The organism is Paenibacillus camerounensis (assembly GCF_000723885.1).
Classification (GTDB): domain Bacteria; phylum Bacillota; class Bacilli; order Paenibacillales; family Paenibacillaceae; genus Paenibacillus_AQ; species Paenibacillus_AQ camerounensis.
Map to the genome: position 1 here is coordinate 15,723 of NZ_CCDG010000054.1, position 21,080 is coordinate 36,802.

The window sequence follows — 21,080 nt, forward strand, 5'->3', positions numbered from 1 at the left end:
AAAGAACCATCCGGCGCATTAGGCCCGGATGGCTGGATAATTCAGCTTACATTTAATATACGGCTTAAACCATCTGCCGCTTATTTAATCGCATTGTATACGATTTGTGCCGCCTGCGCCCGGGTAGCATAGCCGGCAGGAGCCAATTGGGCTCCGTCGCCGTTCAGCAATCCGGCCTCCACCAATGCTTTCATGGCAGCTTGTGCATAACCGGATACAGCGGCTGTATCTGCAAAGCTATCATAGCTCTGGCCGGTCTCCCCGGCGGACAGCTCATTAAGCTGCTTCAGAATATTGTAGAAAATAACGGACATGTCCTGCCGGGTTATAGCTGCTTCCGGTTCAAACCGGTTATCCCCGGTACCGGATACCAATCCCAGCTGCCGCGCAGTACTTACATAGCCGGAATAGTATTTATTGGCCGCATCCGCAAAAGGAACTGCCCCGGTCATGTCTGCTTCAATTCCGTAAGCTTTCATAATCATCATGAGGAAATCAGCTCGTGTTACGTCACTCTCAGGGGCAAACGCATGTCCGCCTATCCCGTATACAATGCCTCTCGCAGCCATATAACCGACTGCATCACTGTACCATTGCCCTGAGCTGACATCACTGAAGGTCACTGCATTGTATCCGGCAGCATATTGTGATAAATGGCTTGTCTGAAGCTTCACCGTACCTGTCAAAGCCTCATAACCGCCTCTGACCGGGGTCAGGCTTCCTGCCTGATCAATATAGTAGGCAACAATTGCGTTAGTCTGTTCACCCGCACGCGGAGCATATGGCAGACTGATTGTCACCTTGCCGCCGTTAAATTGTGTGATATCAGTATTGGCTGCCTTTACAGTGAAGCCGTATACGGAATTATCCCCGATTACGCTCTGTACATTTTGCGGGAAGCCTGCTGCAGCGAGCCTGTTAACGCTGATTACGGTATCTGCTGCTGCACTGCTAATAGCCAGAACTGATTGATGGTCAAAGGTAATTGCAGCTCCGCCGTTATTCAGCCTGAATGCTGTTTCCGGATGATCCGCCAGCAGCTTGAGCGCTTCCTTTGGAACAGCTAATTGAACAATTTGCCCGTTCGCTGGACCATCAAGCTTGATTTCAATTGCCGTTTTTTGACCGGCTGCCTGAGACGCTTTAACTTTTTGCAGCAGACTGTTTATTACATTAGTATCCAGCTTGGCTGTCAGCCCTTCTTTGTCAGCATTTGCTGCCGCTTGGATAGTGAGACTGTATACATTGGTATTGTCTGCAACAGAAGCAACCGGCTCTGCTGCCGGAGTGCTGACTGGGGGAACCTGAGCATCCGGCGATGTGCCTGGCATTCCCGGATCTGTGCCCGGATTTGTTCCCGGCTCATCACTGATTTTAATCAGAACAAAATCATCATAAGAGCCCCAGTTCCCGGCTTTTGCATCCAGGGAAACCCCTATTTTCATTGTTCCATCGGTGACTTTAATGTTGTCTACAACCGCCTGGTTCCACTTGTTCCAGCCCTTATTCGCAAAGCCTGCTGTTAATGGCGTCTGACCGCCTGCCGCAGCGTACAGCTCATTATTGATTTCATCTCCTGCGCCCTGCGACCAGGCAGACAGCTTGTAGGTCCCGTTTGTTAAACCGGTGAGCTCCTGATAGGCTTCAAAGGTAAACGCGGTTTCCTTCCAGAATCCAAGCGACTTTTCACCCGTATAACCAGTGCCTTCAGTCAGCGCTGAAGTATCAGGAAGGGTCCAGCCTTCAGGTGTACCGTCATCCTTAACCATTTCAAAGCTTGGATTAGTAATCGAAATGTACTCCGTATTATCCTTCTCTTTCAGCTCAAAATGATCAAGGTTGCCCCATTGTCCGTCGGCGAGCTTATAATGGGCTCCGACAGTCAGCGTACCGTCTGTAACCTCAATATCCTTAATAGCAGGGTTGCTCCATTCCTTCCATCCGGTATTCGTGAAGCTCTGCACAGCATCTCCGGCAAAAATCTCCGAAATCTCTTCACCTCCGCCGCCGGAGACCCAGGCTGATAAAGTATACGTTCCGTTTTCCAGCCCGGTGAGGGTCTGGGAGATCTTGAATTCAGCCGGTGTTGGACTGTAATAGTGTAAGGCCGAAGAACCGGTATACACATCATTTTCGATGGTTACCGCCTTTTCATCACCGGTAAGGGTCCACGAGTTCAGACCGTCCTCGAACCCGGGGTTCTGAATCAGGCTTGTGCTTGGAATAACCGTAACCTCGCTGGCAGCCGTAAATCCGCCGTCATAGGTAACCGCTGTTACGGTTGCTGTTCCGGCAGAGATCCCGGAGAGCGTTCCCTTGTAAAGATCGACTTTAACAATGTCAGGCTGGGAGCTGGTGAATTTTACGCCCTTGTAGGTTGCATTCTCTGGTGTGAAGATTGGCGTTAATGCCCCGTTCCCGCCAACCTCAATCACCGTTTCAGGCTGATCAAGGGTAATGGATTGAACCGGATAACGGTTAATTGCGGCGGCTCCATCAATAAAAGCATCCATAGCAATGGTCGGGCTGCCGTCTTTATTCCATGCGGATAACGGATAATCGAACATGATCCCTGTAGGCTCCCAGTAGAATATGCCGGTTCCTCTCTGGTTTGGTACATTATGCAGTTTATCCTGTACAGCGACAAGCATGTTGTGAACGCTGTCAACATCCTCGGAGACATTCCCTCCAACTTCGACAATCATAACTTCCTTGCCGTAATTCTGTTCAAGCTTATTCATATTCTCGCTTAATTCATCTATGGAGGAGGTAAAGGTAGCTTCAGGATAATAAGATAACCCGATGATATCGTAATCGCTATCCTTAAGACCGGCCGCTACAAGACCGGCATAATATGAGTCAACACCCGCCTCCGCTCCGTTTGCCCGGTGAATAATCACCTTGATATCAGGAAAAACGGCTTTGGCTGCACTTGAGCCGGCCTGAAGCAGCTGAACCAGATTGGTTATATTACTGTAGCTGCCCAGCGGATGCAGCATACCGTTATTGATCTCGTTGCCGATCTGCACCCACTTCGGGGTAACACCCGCATCTTGTAGCGCTTTCATAACACCGGTAGTATATTCGGATACATGGACTTTCAGCTGCTCCAGATCTGCGTCAGCCCATGCCGCAGGAGTGACCTGCTTCCCCGGGTCCGCCCAGCTGTCGCTATAGTGGAAATCAATCATCACCCGAAATCCGAGAGCGCTTACACGAGAAGCTAAAGCAACAACCTCTTCTGTACTATTATGCCCGTTGGACGGATCATCCGAAGGATTAACCCAGGCTCTGATCCGGATGGAATCAATGCCATGATCCTTTAAAATAAGCAGCAGATCCTGTTCTTCCCCGTTGTCGTTATAGAATTTATATCCAAGTGCCTCTAATTGCGGCAGCCAGCTGACGTCAGCGCCTTTGGAGAAGGACCCAGGAGCAGCTGAAGCCTCTGCTTTACCTGGCAAGCCGGTAAATAAGCTTGATAGTGCCATTGAGATGAGTAGAATGATAGCCATAATTCTTTTGCTGTTCTTCACATAACAACCTCCCAATAATATGATAAGCAGCAGTTCATGAAGCAGACTGACCGGCTATACGATAGCGGGGCCTGATCCTGTTTGTATGTAAGGGCTGTTCCAAAGTCAAGCTTTGGAGCAGCCCTTTAACATTAATCTGATTATTGTCCTTGAGCAGCCAGGAAGGCATCTACCTGAGACTGCACTTCAGCCTGAACTTTATCAATACCAGCCGATTTCAGCTGTTTGATCAGATCTGCCTGACCTTTTTCAAGATCATCAATCAAGCCGTATTCCAATGGAATCGCATAACGCAGCATTACATTACCGATATTAGCTACTTCATTTTTTACATTTGCCGTATCGAAGACAAAGGTTTCCAGCGGGAAGTGGAAGACGTTAGCCTGCCAGTCATTGAACATATCGTCAGCTTCCTTAGGGTAAGCTGCATCCTGACGGTTCAGCGGGGAATTCCAGCCCCAGTTCGAGAAGCCTGTGTAGTTAGCTGCTGCCGGTCCTGCAGTGAACTTATCGTCACCTTCCGGATTGTAGTGAGTACCAGCGATACCGTACATAGTCAAGTCATGAATTTCTTTATCATTCTGCAGCAAATCAATCAGCATCAGAGCACGTTCCGGATTCTTCGCAGTTGCATGAATGGACATACCGTTCTGTGTTGCGATTGCAGCAATTTTCTTTTTGTCAGGTGTCAGATCTGCAATTGCCAGCTCTACATCAGGTTTATCACGGCGCATTTCAGTAAGGTTGGCGGCAACAGTACCCAGATTGTGGGCGTAGGAGGAAATCTTGCCCGCCTTAACATCCTGCCATACATCGTTTTTGTTGCTGACTACGTTTTTCGACCATGCACCATTGTCAGCCAGATCTTTGTAGTATTTGAGCAATTCAGTGAACTCAGGCGTATCATAGATGTTAAAGATTTGGCCAGATGCATCGTCAAGCTTGTAAGCCAAAGGCATCAGGTTGGCATCTACCAGGTTGAAGTCGTTGTTCTGTTCCAGCAGCAGCTGATCCAGTTCATGGAACTTCCAGCCATCAGCAGGTTTTGCTCCGAAAGCTGTTACAGCTTGTTCATCCTTAGCAACCGTTTTCAAGTAATTAGCATAAGTCTCAGGACTGTTGATTTCCGGAAGATTGTATTTCTTGCGCAGATCTTCACGGTATAACACTACTTTATCGGTAACCTCAACATTGTTGTTTGGAACCATAAAGATCTTACCGTCTACCTTAGCCTGCTCCCAGTTAACCTTTGGCATGTTTGCCCAGGTCTGCGGCATATACTTGGACAGCATGTCCTCTGTCAGCTCCAGGAAGCCGCCTTTAAGTGCCTGATCGTTATAGAAAGCCCAGTTAGCCGTGTACACGAGGTCGAAATCCTCATTGGCGGCAAATTTCAGCGGGTATTTCTGCGTCCAGTCGGACCAGTCAAGAAACTCTGTTTCTACAGTAGCATTGATTTTTTCTTTCAATTTAGTATTCAGCTCACCGAATACCTTATCATAATCACCCGGCTGCCCGCCGACCAGGATCATTTTGAGCTTAACTTCTTTGGACGTATCAGGAGCACCGGAGTCAGCAGCCGAATTAGCAGCATTTCCGCCGCCATTCGTTGCTTCTCCAGCTGTGTTAGCGGCATTATTGCCGCCTCCACATGCACTTAGTATTGTTCCGAGTGTCATCATTGTTGCCAATGTGACAGTGAGTTTCTTTTTCTTGTTCATCATGACATGTATTCCCCCTCAGGAAGTTGTGATTTGAAAAATATATTGATAACCGGGTGACCCCGGAATTATCCTTTGACAGCACCAATGGTGAGGCCTTGTACAAAATATTTCTGGATGAACGGATAAGCAAGCAGAATCGGGCCTGTAGCTACAATCGTCATAGCCATCTTCAAGCTCTCCGTAGGCAGATCCGAATTCACAACCGCACCAGAAGACATCATTGCTTTACGCATACCGTCCATATTGCCCAGCATTTTATATAGATAGTACTGAAGCGGCATTAATTCGGACTTGGAAATGTAGAGCAGCGCGTTATACCAGTCATTCCAGTAAGCCAGGGCAATGAATAGGCCAATTGTAGCAAGTGCAGGCTTAGATAAAGGAATAATCAGCTGCATGAAAATGCGGAAGTCGCCGGCTCCGTCAATTTTAGCGGATTCCGTGATCGCATCTGGGATGCTGCTCATGAACGATTTCATGACGATAATATAGAATACATTCATCAGCATCGGCAGAATCAAGACCAGCAGCGTGTCCTTGAGCTGCAGGAAGTTGATGATCAGCAGGTAAGAAGGCACTAAGCCGCCGCTGAACAGGGTAGTGAAGAAGAAATAGAATGAGAAGCGGTTCCGCCATTCAAAATCTCTCCGGGACAGCACATAGGCAGTCATGGCAGTCAGGAATAATCCGATTATAGTACCAATCAAAGTGACAGAAATGGTCACGCCATATGCACGGAGCATTTCACCGGGGAATTCAAAGAGCAGCCTGTAGGCTTCAGTAGAGAAGGTTGACGGAATGATCTGGAATCCCTTCTCAATAATGGAACTCTCATCACTAAGCGAAGCGGAAATGACAAGCAGGAACGGCACGATGCAGAATATTGCAAGAATGGTTAGTGTAACATATCCAATGATGGACAGGGTTATTTTATCGATATCAGCATGCTTGCGCACTTTTTTCATATCGCCGTTTACAGTAGTTGAACTCATTAAGCTGCCTCCTTTGTTTAGAATAGAGCACGGTCTTTATCGTATTTGCGAACGGCGTAATTGGCGAACATAATGGTCGCGAAGCCCAGCAGGGATTGATAGAAACCGGCTGCAGCGGACATCCCGATCTCATTGGATGTGGTCAGGGAGCGGAATACGAACGTATCAATAACATCAGTATTGGAGAAGAGCAGACCGTTATTCCCCACCATGTTATAGAACATACCGAAGTCTCCGCGGAAGATGTTCCCTATCGCCAGAAGCACCAGAATGATTACAGTTGGAATCAGATTCGGAACGGTAATTTTCATGATACGCTGGAAGATGTTCGCACCGTCAATCTGTGCTGCTTCATACATTTCAGTATCAATGCTTGTAATGGCGGCAAGATACATGATCGTACCATAACCCAGCGCCTTCCAGGCAGAGACCACAATCAGGATAAATGGCCAGTAGGATGCAGTATTATAGATATCAATAGGCTGCATGCCAAGCCCTTTCAGCAGTACGTTAAGTGTACCCACATCAAAGTTAAACAAATTATAGGCAATCGCTCCAACCACTACCCAGGAAATGAAGTATGGCAGGAACAGTATCGTTTGTGTAATTTTCCGGAACCATTTCCCTGCAACCTCAAATAACAGGATACCGGCAAAAATCTGCAGCACATTATTGATGATAATAAAAGCAATATTATACAGTGCTGTGTTCCGGGTTACACGCCAGGCGTCACCGGACCCGAAGAAAAATCTGAAGTTATCCAGCCCGTTCCATGGGCTGTGAAATATACCTCCGCTATAGTTGTACTGCTTGAACGCAAGTACAATCCCGGCCATTGGCACGTAGGCGAATACCAGGAAGAACAAGACTGCCGGAGTTAGCATAAGCAGCAAGGCTCTATTCTTTCTAACCTTATGCCAGAATCCATATTTGTTCTGTTTCATCTCCAATCCCCTCTCCACTACTCAATATCTCTATGTCATTATTATAAAGATGCGTTTCAGGCTTGTGGATTGAGCAGGCCAACAAATACTAATACTTTTCCAACGATAATTTAGAAAAAGTATACCCCGAAAGACAAAAAACGCTGCCCAGGACGATAACCGGTCCGGAACAACGTTTTATTGGCTATACTTTATGCTTCTTGCGGTACTCTCCCGGCGTCATACCGGTTGTCTGTTTGAATTGCCTGTTAAAATAAATCAGGTTTTTATAGCCCATCCGCTCGGCAATCTCATAGATCATAAGGGTAGGATCCTTGAGCAGTTCGAACACCCGGCTCATTTTTCGTTCCTTTACGTAGTCTATGAACGGAATTCCATAGTCTTCTTTGAACAGATATCCTAAATAATTCGGTGTAAAGTTAAACTGGACTGCCGCTTCCTTCAGGGTGATTTTCTGCTCAAGATTATCTTCCACATACTTAATGATCTCATCAATCAGCTTGCGCTTCTGGCGCTGGCGTTTGACATACAGCAGTTCTGACAATTCAAAGAATCTCCGTCTCATCCAGGACAGAATATCATGGATTGTCTCGAACTGGAACAGAATCTCCGGCTGATGGGATTCCCACTGCAGCAGCTCGTACAGATTCTCGTTCTGCTGCTGCAGATCCGCATGGAGCTTCGAGGTGATCCGGATAATCAGATCATAGACATCCTTTTTGCCTGCGTTCATCATGAGCTTGAGCAGATGATCATCAATGGCCACCAGATCATACTGGATGATAGCCTCAAGCAGAAGGTCCAAAGTCTGGTCCATATCGGCACCAGGCGTCCCGCTTGGCACAGGCTCCATTGTATCGCGGATCAGCCGGTTTTTGCCCAGCAGCCATTTGGCGCTAAGCGCAGCCTGTGCCTGCTTATAGGATGCATGCAGCTCTGCTTCATTCCGGGCGTGCCGGCCGGCGCCAACTGTTATTGTACAGATAGAGGACTCTGCCGTTCTCCGGATCAGCACCTCCATTAATTGCAGAAATGCCTCCTGGGGAAGGCTGCACAGAATAATGAATCTGTGACCGGACCCGATAATCATCGTTCCGCTCTTGTTCTCCTCAAGCACGGCTCTAATCAGCTGCTGTGTCTGACGAATCATCATACGCGCATTGTCTTCGGAGACATCCTGCATTTTCCATTCCAAATCATCGATTTCTATAACGGCTGCCGTTGCGCCGCTTACTAACAGCGGAATCAGGGCAGTATGCAGCTGCGGCTCAGCAGGCTCCGGTGAATCTTCATCGAACCAGCGCAGGATGAGCTCTTTATTAATAAGCGACAAGGCTTCGTTTAAGGACCGGTTCTGCTCCCGCTCCAGTTCAATGGATTGGCACAGGTTCCCAAGCATTTCATACAAGTCCTTATCCTTGACAGGCTTGAGCAAATATCCCGAGGCACTGATCTGAATGGCTTCCTTGGCATAGCTGAAATCCTCATGGCCGCTGATGAATACGATTTTTACTTTAGGATGGATTGCTTTGGCTCTTCTGGCGAATTGCGTCCCCGTCATAATCGGCATCCGGATATCCGACAGAATGATGTCTACACGCTCCTGTTCCAGCATTTCAAGGGCATCAAAGCCGTTATTTGCTGTACCTGCTACTTCAATATCAAATCCGCTGGACAAGACTCTGCGCCGCAGCCATTCCAGATCAACGGCTTCATCGTCAACCAGCAGTACACTGATGCTCCTCACTTTGAATTCCTCCTGATGCTTCTGATTCACCACACTTTTCATCAACGGGACTGCTCCTCAAGCTCTGCACGGTCTGTATGACCTGCCGGAAGCAGGAGCTGAACGGTGGTTCCCGCCCCGTATATGCTTGCAATGGTCACGCCATATTCGTCCCCGTATCTGAGCTTAATGCGCTCATTCACATTTTTGACCCCGTAACCGCCTGTCTGGCTGTGCCCGTCCATCATTTTCCTGACATCTTCAGGCCGCATGCCAACACCGTTGTCGATAACCTTCAGCTCAATATTATCGCCAACTCGCCGGCCGGTCAGACGGATGGAGATCGTTTTTCCAAACCAGGCATGCTTGAATACATTCTCTACAAATGGCTGCAGCAGCAGCTTAATGACCTGCATATGCATAATCTCTTCGTCAACATCAACGTACAGGTTGAATGAATCCGCATATTTGACCCGCTGGATGTCAAGGTAGGTCTCCACCTGCTCCATTTCCTTCTTTAATTCAATGTACACATTGCCCTGGTTCAGCGTCAGCCGGTAGAAATGTGATAAGCCTTCAACCATCTGCGTAACCTTTCCAATCTCACCAAGATTAGCAAGACTGCCTATAGTAGAAAGCGTGTTATACAGAAAATGCGGATTAATCTGTGCCTGCAGAGCTTCGAGCTCGGCTTGTTTTTTGGAAACCTCCTGCACGTAAACCCTGTCTATAAGCTCCTGGATGTTAGCCGCCATATCATTAAAGGAATCAGCAATCTGGACAAATTCATCGTTCCCCGAGAAGCGGATCCGTTTCTGAAAATTCCCCTCCTGGAAGGCACGCACCAGTCCAACGATCCGGCTCATCTTGCGGCCTGAGATACGCGCTACTACAAATCCGATCAGGGTCATGACTACAAAGCTGAGCGTACAGGCAGCCAGAATCACCATCCGCAGCCTGCCGGCATCCTGTGTCAGATACTTTTGCGGAACGAGGGTTTCAATAACCAGATCACTGCCCGGAATCGGCTCATGCAGACTCAGGAATTTCTCGCGTCCGGCATCGTAATCAGCCGTTCCGCGTTGAAATATAGCTGTACCGGCAGCCCTGTCCATCAAGCGCAGCGTAATTCCCTCTTCTACAGGAAAGGTCTCGAAGCCGCCGAATAAATCCTCCAGCGGAACAGTAATCCGTATAAAGCCAACCATCGTTTTGTTATCACTGAAGCTGATCAGCCTGCGGACATGCGAGATATTGTTAAGCTTCTGATCCGTATCAATCTGCAGCCATATATTATCCCGCTTGGAGTCCTGGAGAGACTGAAACCATTCCTCGCCGGTGATATCCTCCAAGGGGAGGATATAGTAATCACTGTCCACTATCGGCTCATCGAGGTTATCTCCGGGGACTACATTGTAAATATTGTCTGGCGTATAGAGCATGAAGCGGATCTGATTCCCGAACAGCTGCAGCGGTGCAGTCAGCTGGGGCAGAATATCATCGATCAGCGTCAGGTAATTCTCGAACGGAGTCCCCTTCAGTTCAATGGCGCGCTGAAAGGGCTGGCTCGCGAACAGGTTATCGGACATCCTCTGTATCTCATCCATCTGATACCTTATATTGTTTCTGGCCTGCTCCATCCCGGTTCTGACATTGGTCTCTGCCATCTCTGTCCGCGAATCGGTCAGCATGGAGTAAGAGATATAACCAATGAATACATCCGTCATTAGAACCAGAAGCAAATAGGGAATCATCATTTTGTAGGTGAAAGGCATGTATTTCGTTAACCTGCGCATTGTTAGGGGCCATCCTCTATGTGAAATTCTTTAACCTTCTATATGATCTCCAGTTACGGTCTGCAGCATCAGTTCTGCAGGGGCAAGGCCTAAGGATTCAGCACGCAGCGTCACAGAGCCTGCATCGCCGGAGGCCTGAACCAGCGCCAGGCACCATCCGTTAAAGGCACGGCGCAGGGACGACTTGTCCGGCTCATGGCTGCTCGGGTTACCGTTACCTACGCCCAGCAAGGAGCCTGCTCCGGTAACCTCAAAACGGATTTCGTTATCGGCTGTAGGCACAATATTGCCATCCTTGTCCAGTACAGCAACGCGGACCGGAATCGTATCCGATCCGTCCGCCCGTGCTTCATGCCGGTCAGGGATGAATTGAATCTGATAAGGCTGGCCAGCGGTAACGACAGACTTCCTTGCTGCTTCCTGTCCGCCGTGTTTCCCGACAGCTTCCAGCTGTCCCGGCTCATAGATCACGTTCCAGGTCAAATATCCGTTTCTGTCCACCTGCTGTTCCCCCAGGCTTCTGCCGTTCAGATACAGCTCTACAGTGTCGGTATTGGAGAACACACGGACTTCGACAGGCTTACCCTCCGAGCCCGGCCAATTCCAGTGCGGCAGCAGATGAACCATCGGCTTCTCCGTCCACGCAGCCTGCATATAATAATAACTGTCTTTCGGGAATCCGCAAGTATCCATCAGACCGAAATGTGAGTTAATACACGGCCACAGGTATGGAGTCGGTTCGCCACGGTAATCAAATCCGGTCCACATGAAGACACCGGTCAAAAAGCGGTTATTCACCAAATCTCTCCAGGCCTGCTGCGGTGTGCAGCCCCATGAAGGAATGTTCGTACCATATTCAGAGCAGTAGCCTCTAACCGGATCATCTTCATAGATGCCTCTGGTTGCTGTGAAGCTGGCACATTCACTGCCAATCATCAGGCGATTCGGGTATTGCTCATGGTCACGGATATCGAGATGATCGCGGTGTCCATAATTATAGCCGGTAATTTCAACCGCATCATTGTAGCCGTTCTCGTTCCAGCCGTGGTTCATTGCCGCACAGGTCGGGCGTGTCGGATCAATGCGGCGGGTTGTGTCCGCCAGTGTTTTGAGTATCCGGGCGCCTGTGACGGTGCCTTCCAGCACCTCTTCATTCTCCATGCTCCAGATAATTACGCTTGGATGGTTACGGTCACGGTAGAGCAGCCTTTCCAGCTGGCTAATCCCGTTTCGGCTGCTGTCCAGCTTGCGGTTCTCATCCATCACCAGCATTCCGATCCGGTCGCAGATATCCAGCAGCTCCGGGGTTGGCGGATGATGTGCACTGCGGTAAGCATTGGAGCCCATCTCCTGCAGAAGCTTAAGCTTATATTCTATCAGGCTATCTGGCAAGGCTACGCCCACTCCGGCAAAATCCTGATGATTGCATGTCCCTTTGATGACCAGCGGCTCACCGTTAAGGAAGAAGCCCTCCTCCGGATCAAACCGGATGCTGCGGATGCCGAACACCGTCTCATACCGGTCCAGCTCTTGCCCTTCATGAATGATTACCGATTCTGCTCTGTATAAATACGGCGAATCAGGTCCCCAGAGATTAGGCTGCTCCACCACGAAGCTCTGTGCAAGCTCCGTCTCGGCGTACCACTCGGCATAGGTATCTGCCGATCCGGCACAGACCTGTTGCCCGGAGCCGTCATAAATTACGGTCTGCAGCGATACCTGCAGCCCATCGGTATAGTTATTGCGGATACGGGTGTTGATATTAACCGTCGCCTGTTCTTTGCCCACCTCAGGTGTAGTTATGTACGTCCCGTATTCCGCCACATGCAGCAGATCCATATTCTCCAGCCAGACATGCCGGTAGATGCCGCAGCCCTCGTACCACCAGCCCTCACATTCCGTCGCATCCACTTTGACAACAATAACATTGCTGCCCTCATCCCCGTAACGGAGCACGTCCGACAGGTCATAGCTGAATCCGATGTATCCCCCATGGTGACTGCCGATCAGATGGCCATTCACCCAGACCGTGCTGGTGCCGGATACGCCGTCGAAACGAATCAGCCATTTGCTGCCCGCAGCCTCTGCCGGCAGGTCAAACCCCTTGCGGTAAAACCCGATTCCGCCCGGCAAATACCCGTGGCTCCCGTCTCTGGCTCCCAGATGCTCATCCTGGACGTACTGCTGCTCCACACACCAGTCATGCGGGATGCTGACAGAAGACCAGTCCAGCTGCTGCTCACCCATTCCTTTATCGTTAAATGCGATATCCAGCCATTCCCCATCCTTGCGGGTACTCGCATCCGTAATACCCCCTGTCATTCCGGCCTTAACTGCATAGGGAATCCGGATATCCCCTTTGTAAAAGCTCCATTCCCCGTCAAACTGTACTTTGCTTCTTCCTGTGCCATTAATCATTCTGTAAATACCTCCCGGTAAAATAATACTCTCATTGTAGAGGAGAAACGCGAACTCCGGTTAGGACAATCCTATTATTGAATAGCACAAAATGAACATGCATATAAGAAATATATATTTTACATTTACCCGCTGGATTTATGTTCCCCCTTTATGTATTTCGCCCAAACGTAGTGCCCGGTCTGGAAACTTGTTCTGTATCACCCGAACTAATTAATACTTAGAATTCTTTTTATACTAATAAAAATAAACAGGAGCCCCTGCAGGCTCCCGTTTCATATTAATCTTCCATAACTAAATTTGCAGCGTACTCCCGGGCGGAACCTCAACCACTGTATCATCAGCCATAATCCACACGGCTAAGGCGCTCGGGTTATACACCAGGTTGCAGTCAACTGACAATCTCAGCTGGCTGTAAGCCTCCATGTAATGGATGATTTCGATGTTTGTTGCATACCAGACTTCATCACGGCTGCTGATCCTTTGGCTGAATTCCTCGATCCGCTCCCAGTTATTCTGCACATCAAACTCATAGCTGTGTCCCCATACATAGAACAAAGATAAGGACGGGGACCCGTCAGCAAGAAAAGCCTCCGTCAGATTCATCAGCTCTGGATCATTATGATGACAGGTCGGATGCCATTCATACGGATTCTCCGGCAGATTAAACTTCAAGTGCTGATTAACTGTTCTGGCATATTCCAGCCCGCATTCCTTCAGCAGCCCGACAGTCGCAGCATTGTATGCGCCATAGGGATAAGCCATCCCCGTTACCAGATAACCGAATTTCTGCTCCAGATTCCGCTTGTCTTCTAATATCTCAGCCCGCGCGAGCTCATGCGGCAGATCAGGAAGTACAGGATGAGTCAGGCTGTGGACGGCAATTTCGTGGCCTTCATACACAGCCTCCAGTCCCTCCGGATTCATCCGTCTGATGGTAATCCCTTTATCCACCCAGAAGCTGCCTTCATGCTGAATCCCGGAATTCAAATTAAACGTTGCTTTTAATTTATACTTATTAAGGATTTGTATCAGTCTTCTATCCTGCTCCACACCATCGTCATAGCTTAATGTAAAGGCTTTCGGTTTGCCGCCGGGCCATAGCTTGGTTATTCGTTTCATTGGGGTCTCCTTTTATAATATTAGATAAAAACATACGCTTACCAAAGTGCGATTCCAACCTTATCCTTTTCTCTAAGCGCAATCTTGTTAATAATCTCTAAATGATCAATCATAATTATAAACTCAGCTCTGAGTTTTACAAAGCAGAGAAATCAGATAACAATTCAGTTATAATGAAAGCGTATACTAAATCCTGCGCTCTGCATACCGGATCATGCCCGCGAGGGGACTCTGGGCGGCGCCTCCTATGATATCAATAATGTACCTGAGGTTATCGATTGCGGACTGATGCACGGAATGGATGATCAGGTTGTACCTTACACTTACGCTGTTAAAGCCCAGGAATCCTATGCACCGGAGCAATGTCACCTGCAGTTGATCCAGGAGGCAGGACATTCCTTTACCGAGAATCAGAATGCCAGTGCCTTGGTGTCGATACAGCAGTTTTTGCTTGGTAAAAAAGAGATTTTAACCATCTGTGCCCAGATTACAGGCTCGGAGGGCCGCGAGGAGGAAGGCTCGCACAGACAGATTGCTGTTCTTTTTACCGGAGTCAGTGCTGGAAGGCTATACAGCCGGGCTTACGGTGCGGATCTATTCGAAAGTGCCTGAGTTAGGGTAAGGCTTCATCACAAATAATCGCTGGATCGAAAGAGTTCACATGTTGATGGTGAACTCTCTCATATTCTTTAGCGTAACATCAAATTTCCATAAGCCCCTGCTCCAATGCAACAGCTACAGCCTGGGAACGTGACTCCACCCCAAGCTTGTTGTAAATAGCCGTTAAATGTGCTTTTACTGTCCTCTCTGAAATGCCCATATCGGAGGCAATGACTTTGCTTTTGTACCCCCGGGCAACAGCCTGCAGAATAGATGTTTCCTTTTCTGACAAGGGAGAAACTGCTTTGGAGGCAGGGGCAGCCGTATTCTCCTTAGACTTTGCTGCAATAACACGGTCCATTATATCCGCTGACAGCAAGGTTTCCCCCCGGACTGCCGATTCAAGATTTCTGAACAGATTATCGCGGCTTGTATCCTTTAACAAATAACCCTTTGCTCCTATTGCCAATCCGCTTATCATTAGCTCATCTTCGTTATAGGTGGTGAGAATAATTACGGGAATTGAAGATCCTTGTCTTTTTAATTCCTGCATCGTTTCCAGACCGCCCATAACCGGCATATTTAAGTCCATTAGAATCACATCAGGCTGCAGTTCCTTAATCATTGGCAACGCCTGTGAACCATTTTCAGCCTCGCCGATAACCTGAAATTGTTCGTTGGTCTCTAGAATCAGCTTCAGGCCTTCCCGTACAACTAAGTGGTCATCAACAATTACAATTTTATACACCGTCATATATGCTCTCCTTTAGTTAAGGGCACTTTAAATTTAATTGAGGTACCTTCAGACGTGCTGTTCATGTAAACCTCTCCGCTGATCAGCCTTACCCGTTCTTTTAATCCCAATAATCCATAATGCCCCGCATCCTTGCCAATATCATCTGTTCTAAAGCCAATACCGTTGTCTTTAATTTCAACAATTAAATTGTTGTCCTGTGAGGAGACCGATAAGTATACTTTATCAGCCTTGGCATGACGGGCAATATTGGTAAGACACTCTTTAATAATGTGCAGACTGTGCTCCATCTGCAGCCTGGATAGTTTTTTGTTAAACCGATAATCCTTGGTAACCATGATACCCGTAGCGCCGTGAAAATGTTCAATTTCATCTGCTACCGCCTCTTTGAAGTCTATCTCCGGAGCTGACTTTAAACGTAAATTGTCTATTGCTCTGCGGGCCTCGGCCAGTGTACGGCGTGCCTGCTGCATGGACTGCCTGATAATTTCATGTGCGCGCTCCATATGGTTCTGTGACATGTGCGCATCTGCAGCCTCAAGACTCATAATAAGCCCGGCAACACCCTGAGCAAGGGTATCATGCAGATCCCGCGCCATACGCTGGCGCTCATTCGCAAGGGTTAACTCCTCTACCTTGTCATGTGCTGCTCTCAAATCCTCCAGAAAGCTTTGAACTTTAAGCCGCTCCTGTACTTGCTTAAAAAATAATATGGCATAGGCAAGAACAACGATGAGCATTAGGACAAATATAGGAAGAAATACAATCAGTTCATCCCGATCCCCCACAGTCAGAGCTGAATCAAAAAAGACAATAATGCTTATAAGCGCTATAAAGACTGCTCTCTTCACCCGGAATGAATATCCAAGACTCTGTGCAATGAGTATAGGCAGCAGCCCAATTAATACAGCCTGGTAACCGTCCCGCATTAAAATAGCACAAAGATAGACTAATGCCGCTTGTATCGAAAAGTAGATCCAGAACGTTTTTTGCGTAATTCTGTAGGAGTTCCAATGCAACAATACATGAAGGGTAAATAAAGCAGTAAATACTGCGCTTTCTAAAATCAAAGGCTCCTTAAGAAATTGCAATATGATAGTCCCGGCATAGACAATCGATACCCAGATTAAGGTTGGGATCCTTGAAGCAAACAGCTCACTGATGCTTTGTATTTTGTTTTTTTCGTTCAAGCCTGCTCCCCCTGCAAAGTTCCTCAATAGTTGGCTTTTTCAGCCTTACTTCATTATAACGTAGTCTTTTCTCTAAGTGCTTAAGCAATCTGTTGGGATGGAACGACTATCGTAAGCCCCTGCGGAACAACCTCGATATTCGCTATTGCACTTTTGCGTAGCTCACCATCCATTCCAATCCGGGCCGCATCCGCATCGAATGGAGTGATACATAACCTTTTGGTTTTAAAATAGAGAACATCTGAGCGATCAATGTGTGTACCGTTTTTAATATCTAATAAGAGCTGTAGAGTGTTTAATAATGAGCTTTTCTTGATAACGAGCACATGAAGATGACCATCGTCCATTTTGGCATCCGGAACAATGCCTTCGAGTCCTCCTATTACAGACGAATTAGTAACCAGGTAAAGTAATGCCTCCTGCTCTTTGCGCAGCTCTTCACTCTCGATCTTGATATGCGTGCCTTGAAAGATCCTGGCAAGCTTAGGAACAGCAGATAAATAGTACGCTTTTTCCCCGAACATATTTTTCAAATACTGATTGGTAGAGTAACTGATCGTATTAATTGCCCCGCCTGCCAGAACGTAATGAAAATACTCATCTCCGGCTAATCCGAGATCAACCTTCCGGGTATGCATTCCGTCTAACATCTCACAAAAAGCCTCCGCAGTGCACGGCAAGCTCAAACAATGTCCGAAATCATTTACCGTTTCCGTAGGGAGATAGGCAACAGGCTTGTCGATCCCAAGGCGCTTAATAGAATTAACGGCATAGTGAAGTGTTCCGTCACCGCCGGCTACTATAATGACATCGCAATGATCGAAAAACGCTTTCTCCATCGGCCTACTTGTCAGAGAGGTATAGAAAATATCCGCCTGGCGCAAAGCATGTTTTCTTGTCAAACGGCTCGTTACTTCTGCAACGACACTCCGCGCTTTAACATGACCAGATACCGGGTTTATAATCATTTTTAGTCTCATATCGTCGATGCTCCTTTTTGGGCAATAGAAAAGCCCTGCATTGCAGGACTTTTCCATATGCATAACATGTATCACATTATCTTACGGTATGCACCAAGTGAGTCGCTCTCCCCGCCCTGCTTGGAATACTCTTTCATGATGGTCTCCCCTTCAATATCAAAGTTCGGCAGTATTCTATCCAGCCATTTAGGGAAGTACCAGGCGGATTTCCCCATTAATGTCATCACAGCAGGCACAATAGCCAACCGGACTACAAAGGCATCAAACAGAACACCCACAGCTAACGCCAGACCCATTTGCTTAATGGTCGGATCATGCGAGAAGATAAACCCTGAAAATACCGATATCATAATCAGTCCTGCCGCCGTTACGACAGCCCCATTTTCCTTGAGTCCTGCATGTATCGCTTTTTTGGCATCGCTGGTGTGCGCAAATTCTTCACGCATTCTGCTGACAAGGAATACCTCGTAATCCATGGATAGACCAAACAGAATACCGATACATAAGACTGGCAACAAAAATAATATGGCGCTTGAGCCAGGGAACCCGAACACATCAAGGAAGTTGCCGTCCTGGACGATGAATACGGTAAACCCTAAGGTTGCGCCAATCGAAAGTACGAATCCGAGCACAGCCTTTAATGGCACGAGAATGGATCTAAAGACAACCATCATTAGGACAAAGGCAAACGCCACGATTAGAATAGCAAAGGTTGGCATGGCACTCATGATCTGGTCAGAGATATCAATATTAACGGCTGTAGCTCCTGTCACCAGAAGTTCCATATTCCCGCTGTCAGAAAGAGCTCTGATCTCATTTACCAGATCTTTGGTTTCCGGTGCATTCGGCCCATCCTCCGGTGTGACACTCATTAGAAATAGCTCATTCGTCTGGTTCGGCATTGCAGGGCTGGCGCTTTGCACATGATTGAGTCCGTTTATGGTTTCCGACAGTACTTTCAGGTTATCCGCAGAAGCCGCCTCCTGATTAACAGGTTCAGCAATTACAACTAATGTCGAATGGAACCCTGCCCCATAAGCATCCGATAACATATCGAACCCTTGTCTCTCCGAGGTTTCATATTGTTTATTTCCATCATCAGGAAGACCAAGATTTAAATGAAAGAACGGAGTAGCCATTACTGCTAATAAAGCTATACCGACTACAGCCACGATCAATGGATTTTTCGTAACAAATCTGCTCCAGGCATTGGTATCGGATTCTTTTTTCTTATTGGCCCGCGTCAGCATGGCGATCAACCGGTTGCTTTTCTCGGGTCTGATGCGATGTCCCATGATTCCCAGGACGGCGGGTACAACCACTACAGCTACAATGATTGACATCAACACGACTACAGCGGTCGCGATTCCCATGGTGGTCATAAAGGGAATGTCCACAACCATGAGTCCCAACAGCGCAATGATTACCGTTAATCCGGCAAAGATTACCGCATTACCGGCAGTCCCGTTGGCGATAGCAATCGATTCCTGAACGGAAAATCCCTTCTTTAATTGCTGTTTGAAACGGGAGAAGATAAACAGGGAGTAATCAATTCCGACGGCAATTCCGAGCATTCCTGCCAGAGTAAGCGAGATCGAGGAGATATCGAACAAGTTAGTTCCCAGCAGGATTAACAATACTCCGATACCCACACCAATCAATGCCATAAGTATCGGCATTCCTGCTACAAGCAAGGAAGCAAAGGTAATGGCTAAAATAACATAGGCTAATATGACGCCCATAATCTCGCCCGGGCCTCCGCCCGCTTCCGTCTGTTCAAATTTTACAGTCCCGCTAAGTCCGGTCTCTATGCCTTTATCCCGTGTTATCGCTAAACTGTCTTCTACTTTATCCTTTGATTCCTGAGTAACATTGTCTGCAGGAGAATTATAAGTTACAACTGCATACCCGATTTGTTTATCCGGATTGATGTTCGCCAGCTCGTATGGAGACGCAACCGAGGTTACCGCATCATCTTCTTGAATCTTCGTAAGCAATTCGCTAATAACTGTTTTATTATCTTCTGAGTCTAAGGCTTCGTTATCTGGAGCCTTAAATACGATTTTAACCTGCCCGTCCTGTTCCCCGCCTGTGAATTTTTCCGCTAAAATTTTCATCGCTTTTTCTGATTCTGTACCCGGAATGGATACATCCTCTTTGAACGCTGTTCCCATACTAAAGATCAGTCCGCCCAATACAGCCATAAGCAAAATAAACGCCACGATCACTTTTTTACTGTTGGAGCCTGCCCAGCTTCCTAATCTGAATAACATCTTTGCCATTCTTTTCTCTCCTCCAATACTCTCTACGACTAAGGTCATGTCCTTATCGTACAGTCTGAAAGAAGAGAGCACATCGTCCGAACGGGCAGCGGAGATTTGCCCTTTTGGGCAGGCCGTGTTTCACACAAAATAAAAAGGTCATGCAGATTTACAATCTGTCACGACCTTTTTGTTTATTTAAAAGCCTTCTCTTAAAAGCCTGCTGTCCAGCCTGCGTCTGCCGTAATGACAGCACCGTTGACGAAGCTCGATTCATCCGATGCGAGGAATAAGGCAACCTGGGCAACTTCCTCCGGCTGTCCAAGACGGGGAATCACACCTTTAATCACCTTTGTGCGTGCTGCACCTAATTCATTCACGTTGGATATTGTGTTGACGATATTGGTCATTGTGGCCCCAGGCGCTATCGCATTACAGCGGATGCCCTTTTGTGCATACATGAAGCCAGTATTCTTCGTGATGCCAACCACTGCGTGTTTAGAAGCTGTATAGGCAACGCCGGCATGGGCACCGCTGAAACCGCCTGTTGATGCTATATTAATAATAACGCCCTTTCCCTGTTCTAGGAAAACAGGCAGTGCTTTACGTGTTGCCCGCATCACACTTTTCGTATTTACATCAAACATAAGCTCCCACTTCTCATCAAGAACATCGCCAACCGGTGCCATATCATCCATTATTCCAGCATTGTTGACCAGTATGTCCAGCCCGCCGAAGGCAGAAATGGCCAAATTAATCATTTCATTAATGTCGTTTTCGTGAGCAACATTAGTTTTAACGGCAACAGCTTCGCCCCCCATACCGTTAATAGCAGCTGCAACCTCTTCCGCTCCGCCTAAGTTCAAATCGGAAACGATGACTTTAGCGCCTTCCTTGGCGTATAACCCGGCAATTGCTTTACCCATTCCTGATGCTGCCCCTGTAACAATAGCTACTTTATTTTCTAAACGCATATAATTTTCCTCCTCATGTTGTGTATAGCTTCATGATACAGGACGTAATGTTCTTTAACATCG

14 protein-coding genes are annotated in these 21,080 nt (G+C 47.6%); 1 reads left to right on the forward strand and 13 read right to left on the reverse strand.

From position 1 onward, the window contains the following. Nucleotides 1-80: 80 nt before the first annotated feature. The 8 genes from BN3772_RS19985 to BN3772_RS20020 form a co-directional block, all read right to left on the reverse strand. Nucleotides 81-3,536, reverse strand: coding sequence for a glycosyl hydrolase 53 family protein (locus BN3772_RS19985; protein ID WP_086074674.1), 3,456 nt, complete (start codon nt 3,534-3,536; stop codon nt 81-83). A 140-nt stretch (nt 3,537-3,676) separates the two neighbouring features. After that, nucleotides 3,677-5,260, reverse strand: a complete 1,584-nt coding sequence (locus BN3772_RS19990; protein ID WP_052380607.1) for a DUF3502 domain-containing protein — start codon at nt 5,258-5,260, stop codon at nt 3,677-3,679. 65 nt (nt 5,261-5,325) lie between these two features. Then, nucleotides 5,326-6,252: a carbohydrate ABC transporter permease gene (locus BN3772_RS19995; protein ID WP_042175465.1), complete on the reverse strand. Its 927-nt coding sequence runs from the start codon at nt 6,250-6,252 to the stop codon at nt 5,326-5,328. 17 nt (nt 6,253-6,269) lie between these two features. Continuing rightward, nucleotides 6,270-7,196: an ABC transporter permease gene (locus tag BN3772_RS20000; protein WP_042201704.1), complete on the reverse strand. Its 927-nt coding sequence runs from the start codon at nt 7,194-7,196 to the stop codon at nt 6,270-6,272. 184 nt (nt 7,197-7,380) lie between these two features. Continuing rightward, nucleotides 7,381-8,985: a response regulator gene (locus tag BN3772_RS20005; RefSeq protein WP_042201706.1), complete on the reverse strand. Its 1,605-nt coding sequence runs from the start codon at nt 8,983-8,985 to the stop codon at nt 7,381-7,383. Further along, entirely contained in the window at nt 8,985-10,718 is a 1,734-nt protein-coding gene (locus BN3772_RS20010; protein WP_042201708.1) for a sensor histidine kinase, read from the reverse strand. The genes BN3772_RS20005 and BN3772_RS20010 overlap by 1 nt, the downstream gene beginning before the upstream one ends. Nucleotides 10,719-10,748: 30 nt before the next feature. Then, complete coding sequence (gene galA / locus BN3772_RS20015; protein ID WP_042201709.1) at nt 10,749-13,136, reverse strand: beta-galactosidase GalA; 2,388 nt, start codon at nt 13,134-13,136, stop codon at nt 10,749-10,751. Between the two features lie 294 nt (nt 13,137-13,430). After that, nucleotides 13,431-14,258 (reverse strand): polysaccharide deacetylase family protein, encoded by an 828-nt coding sequence (locus tag BN3772_RS20020; RefSeq protein ID WP_042201711.1) that lies wholly within the window; start codon nt 14,256-14,258, stop codon nt 13,431-13,433. A gap of 297 nt (nt 14,259-14,555) precedes the next feature. On the opposite strand from BN3772_RS20020, the gene BN3772_RS20025 reads away from it, so the two are divergent. Next, nucleotides 14,556-14,870, forward strand: a complete 315-nt coding sequence (locus BN3772_RS20025; RefSeq protein WP_157643628.1) for a hypothetical protein — start codon at nt 14,556-14,558, stop codon at nt 14,868-14,870. An 88-nt stretch (nt 14,871-14,958) separates the two neighbouring features. Here BN3772_RS20025 and BN3772_RS20030 read toward each other — a convergent pair whose 3' ends face one another. The 5 genes from BN3772_RS20030 to BN3772_RS20050 all read right to left on the reverse strand — a co-directional run bounded on the left by BN3772_RS20030 (nt 14,959) and on the right by BN3772_RS20050 (nt 21,017). Next, the gene (locus BN3772_RS20030; RefSeq protein ID WP_042201714.1) at nt 14,959-15,612 is read right to left on the reverse strand and encodes a response regulator; all 654 of its coding nucleotides are present in this window, start codon (nt 15,610-15,612) and stop codon (nt 14,959-14,961) included. Then, nucleotides 15,609-16,802: a sensor histidine kinase gene (locus tag BN3772_RS20035; RefSeq protein ID WP_042201716.1), complete on the reverse strand. Its 1,194-nt coding sequence runs from the start codon at nt 16,800-16,802 to the stop codon at nt 15,609-15,611. Before BN3772_RS20035 ends, BN3772_RS20030 begins: the two co-directional genes overlap by 4 nt. Before the next feature lie 80 nt (nt 16,803-16,882). Then, entirely contained in the window at nt 16,883-17,782 is a 900-nt protein-coding gene (locus tag BN3772_RS20040) for a diacylglycerol/lipid kinase family protein (RefSeq protein ID WP_042201718.1), read from the reverse strand. Nucleotides 17,783-17,853: 71 nt separating this feature from the next. Then, nucleotides 17,854-20,064, reverse strand: a complete 2,211-nt coding sequence (locus BN3772_RS20045; RefSeq protein ID WP_042201720.1) for an MMPL family transporter — start codon at nt 20,062-20,064, stop codon at nt 17,854-17,856. Nucleotides 20,065-20,255: 191 nt separating this feature from the next. Then, entirely contained in the window at nt 20,256-21,017 is a 762-nt protein-coding gene (locus tag BN3772_RS20050; RefSeq protein ID WP_042201722.1) for an SDR family oxidoreductase, read from the reverse strand. Between the last annotated feature and the right edge of the window lie 63 nt (nt 21,018-21,080).

What these genes read in the sequence shown, in the direction of transcription:
- BN3772_RS19990 (WP_052380607.1), bottom strand. Translation starts at nt 5,260, where the DNA reads ATGATGAACAAGAAAAAGAAACTCACTGTCACATTGGCAACAATGATG.
- BN3772_RS19995 (WP_042175465.1), bottom strand. Translation starts at nt 6,252, where the DNA reads ATGAGTTCAACTACTGTAAACGGCGATATGAAAAAAGTGCGCAAGCAT.
- BN3772_RS20000 (WP_042201704.1), bottom strand. Translation starts at nt 7,196, where the DNA reads ATGAAACAGAACAAATATGGATTCTGGCATAAGGTTAGAAAGAATAGA.
- BN3772_RS20005 (WP_042201706.1), bottom strand. Translation starts at nt 8,985, where the DNA reads ATGAAAAGTGTGGTGAATCAGAAGCATCAGGAGGAATTCAAAGTGAGG.
- BN3772_RS20010 (WP_042201708.1), bottom strand. Translation starts at nt 10,718, where the DNA reads ATGCGCAGGTTAACGAAATACATGCCTTTCACCTACAAAATGATGATT.
- galA (WP_042201709.1), bottom strand. Translation starts at nt 13,136, where the DNA reads ATGATTAATGGCACAGGAAGAAGCAAAGTACAGTTTGACGGGGAATGG.
- BN3772_RS20020 (WP_042201711.1), bottom strand. Translation starts at nt 14,258, where the DNA reads ATGAAACGAATAACCAAGCTATGGCCCGGCGGCAAACCGAAAGCCTTT.
- BN3772_RS20025 (WP_157643628.1), top strand. Translation starts at nt 14,556, where the DNA reads ATGGATGATCAGGTTGTACCTTACACTTACGCTGTTAAAGCCCAGGAA.
- BN3772_RS20030 (WP_042201714.1), bottom strand. Translation starts at nt 15,612, where the DNA reads ATGACGGTGTATAAAATTGTAATTGTTGATGACCACTTAGTTGTACGG.
- BN3772_RS20040 (WP_042201718.1), bottom strand. Translation starts at nt 17,782, where the DNA reads ATGAGACTAAAAATGATTATAAACCCGGTATCTGGTCATGTTAAAGCG.
- BN3772_RS20045 (WP_042201720.1), bottom strand. Translation starts at nt 20,064, where the DNA reads ATGGCAAAGATGTTATTCAGATTAGGAAGCTGGGCAGGCTCCAACAGT.
- BN3772_RS20050 (WP_042201722.1), bottom strand. Translation starts at nt 21,017, where the DNA reads ATGCGTTTAGAAAATAAAGTAGCTATTGTTACAGGGGCAGCATCAGGA.